The organism is Aromatoleum evansii (assembly GCF_012910805.1).
Taxonomy (GTDB): domain Bacteria; phylum Pseudomonadota; class Gammaproteobacteria; order Burkholderiales; family Rhodocyclaceae; genus Aromatoleum; species Aromatoleum evansii.
In genome coordinates, this window is the sequence record NZ_WTVK01000138.1 from 1 (window position 1) to 2,947 (window position 2,947).

The 2,947-nt window shown below is 69.0% G+C and carries 3 protein-coding genes; 1 reads left to right on the top strand and 2 read right to left on the bottom strand.

All coding sequences use genetic code 11. The features are described from left to right. Positions 1–341: ABC transporter permease (locus tag GO615_RS27420; RefSeq protein WP_169133014.1), on the top strand; the 341-nt coding region annotated here is incomplete at its 5' end. Positions 342–415: 74 nt separating this feature from the next. Here the strand turns inward: GO615_RS27420 and GO615_RS27425 are convergent. Together GO615_RS27425 and GO615_RS27430 are read right to left on the bottom strand one after the other, a co-directional pair. Next, positions 416–1,105 carry a GntR family transcriptional regulator gene (locus GO615_RS27425; protein WP_169133015.1) on the bottom strand — a complete coding sequence of 230 codons (690 nt, stop codon included), beginning with the start codon at positions 1,103–1,105 and terminating at the stop codon, positions 416–418. A 52-nt stretch (positions 1,106–1,157) separates the two neighbouring features. Then, on the bottom strand, positions 1,158–2,891 hold the full coding sequence (locus GO615_RS27430; RefSeq protein ID WP_211167402.1) for a 2-hydroxyacyl-CoA lyase: 1,734 nt from the start codon (positions 2,889–2,891) through the stop codon (positions 1,158–1,160). Positions 2,892–2,947: the final 56 nt, after the last annotated feature.

The window sequence follows — 2,947 nt, forward strand, 5'->3', positions numbered from 1 at the left end:
TGCTGGGCGCGCTGGGGCTGCTGCTGTCGGTGCAGGTGCGCCAGCTGGAGAACTTCGCCGGCACGATGAACTTCGTGATCTTCCCGATGTTCTTCGTCTCGCCCGCGCTGTATCCGCTGTGGAAGCTCGAGGAGTCAGGTGCGGCCGTCGTGCATGCGGTGGCGCAGTGGAACCCCTTCACGCACGCGGTCGAGGCGATCCGCTTCGCGCTCTACGGCCAGTTCGCCGCCACCTCGCTCGCGATCGTCGCGGGCTGCTTGGCGGTGTTCTTCGTCCTCGCGGTGCGCGGCTACGATCCGCAACGTGGGATGCTCAGGCGGGCGGGGGGCAAGCCTGCTTGAGTTGCGGCGCCGGCAGCGGGACGTAAAAAAAAGCAGACCGATTTCGCGGCCTGCCCTGTTGGAGGATTGCCAGCTTACGCCGTGATCGAGTCGTCTTCCGTCGTCGCGCCGCTTTCCTGAAGACGCGCGATCATGAAGTCCGCCGCCTGCGAGATGTGCTGGCGGCCGAGTTCCTCCGCCTTCTGCGCGTCGCCGGCCGCGATCGCTTCGAGGATGGCTTCGTGCTGGCCCCAGACGTTGCGCGGCTGTTCCTCGTTGGTCAGCACTTCGCCCATCACGCGCTGCGTGTTCGTCCAGTGCGCCTCCATCGCCGGCGCGACGAAGGGATTCTCCGACATCGCGTAGATGAAGTGGTGGAAGGCCATGTCCGCCGCGATCATTTCGTTGTACGAGCCCGCCGCCACCGCCTTGCGGCCGGCGCGGATGAGCGCGGGCCCCTTGGCCTTCGCCTGCTTGGCGTTGAGTTCGGCGGCCCGGCGACATGCCAGGCCCTCGATCACGGCGCGCATGTCGTACATGTTGCGCACGTACCGCACATCGAGCGGGGCGACGAGCAGGCCGCGGCCGGGCGCGTCGCGCAGCACGCCCTGGTTGCGCAGCAGCGCCAGGGCCTGCTGGACGGGTTGGCGTGAGACCCCCAGTTCCTTGGCGATCTGCTCCTGAATGATCCGCGAGCCCGGGCGCAGCCTGCCGCCCGAAATTTCCTCGAGGATCGCCTTATGGACTTGCTCGACGAGCTTGGGTTGGGTTTCAAGGATTTTCATGGTGCATAACTCTATCGCGTCAGTGGGAGCTCAAGCTAGAGCCGACCAGGATCTACTCTGCGGCCTTGCCGTCGCGCCAGCGGCGTTCCGCGTCGTTCCACGCCGCCAGCGGCTGCAGGTCGGGCACCCAGGCGAGGCCGGACTTGGCGTCGGACGATGCGGCATCCGGCGTCACGAGCACGTCGAGCAGGGCCGGGCGGTTCGCGAGCGCGCGCTGGATCGCAGCAGGCAGATCTTCCGCCTTTTCGACACGTTCTGCGTGCATTCCGAATGCACGGGCCATCGCGGCGTGATCGGCGAACTGTAACCGGGTTCCGACGACCTTGCCGTGCGTTTCCTGCTGGTCGCGCACCTCGATCGCCCAGGAGCCGTTATTCGCTACGACAACGAGGACGGGCGCTTTGTGCCGCGCTGCGGTGTCGAGCTCCATCGCGTTGAAGCCGAAGGCGCCGTCGCCGGTCGCAACCACGACGGTGCGGTCGGGGCAGGCCAGGCTCGCGGCGACGCCGAACGGGGTGCCCACGCCGATGCAGCCCAGCGAACCGGGGTCGAGATAGGTCGTCGCGGGCAGGCCGACGCGTGCGAAGCTCAGGAAGTCGCCGCCGTCCGCGACAACGACCGCGTCCTCCGGCAGCGCGTCACGCAGCGCGGAGACGAGGCGGTTGGGATGCATCAGGCCGTCGCTGCCTGCCGGCGCGTTGCGCATCGACTGCACGAGCTTTTCTGCGCGTTCGCAGTGCTTCGCGCGCAGGGCGCGCGTCCATTCGACGTCGGTTGCGGGGACGCGGTCGCCGGCGGCTTTCAGGATCGCGTCCAGCGCGAGTGCGGGCGTCGCCATCACTTCGACCGAGCCGCGACGGTTGTCGCGCAGCTCGGCGGCGCAGTCCGCGATACGCAGGAACTTGGCGTCGCCGAAGACGGCGGGAGAGCCGTAAGCGAGCTGGAAGTCCAGGCGCCGGCCGACGGTGATCACCAGGTCCGCCTGGCCCATCACCGAGCCGCGCATCGCTGCGACGACCGAGGGATGGTCTTCCGGAACCAGGCCGCGGCTCTCGCCCGTATCGAGGTAGGCCGCCTGCAGGCGCGACAGCAACTCGCACAGCGCGGGCCCGGCGCCCTGCGCGCCGCGGCCGGAGATCACGAGCGGGCGCTTGGCCGACCATAGCAGCTCGACCGCGGCCTGCACGGCACCGGCGTCGGGGGCCTGCTTCGGCATGGGCTTGGGCGCGAAGTGCTCGGGCATCTGGATGGCCTGCGGCACTTCGCCGCGCAGCGTGTCGACGGGGAAGTCGAGATACACCGGGCCCGGCTCTCCGCCCTGGCCGACGGCGCGCGCCACCGCCTCGTCGAGTTCCTGCAGCACCAGCTCGGGCTGGCGCACGGTGCGCGCGTAGCGGGTGATGGGGCGCACAAAATCGATGTGGACCACGTCCTGCAGCGCGCCGCGGTTTTCCTGCGCCTGTGGCGGCAGGCCCGACAGCACCAGCACCGGCACGCGGGCGACGTGGGCATTGGCGATGCCGGTCATCGCGTTGGTGACGCCGGGACCTGCGGTGACCAGGGCGACGCCGAAGCCGCCGTTCAGCTGGGCTTCGGCGTGGGCCATGTACACCGCCGCGCGTTCGTCGCGCACGTCCACGATCTGGATGCCTTCGGCGTCCAGCCGCATCCAGACCGGCATGATATGGCCGCCGCACAGGGCATAGACGCGCTTGACGCCGCGCTGCCTGAGAAAGCGCGCGATGACCGCCGCCGACGACTGCTCCGAAATTGCCATGGTGCTCATGTGTCTCCTCCTGTTGTTCGTGCCTGCGCCGCTACCTTGGGGTGGGGGGTCGGGTG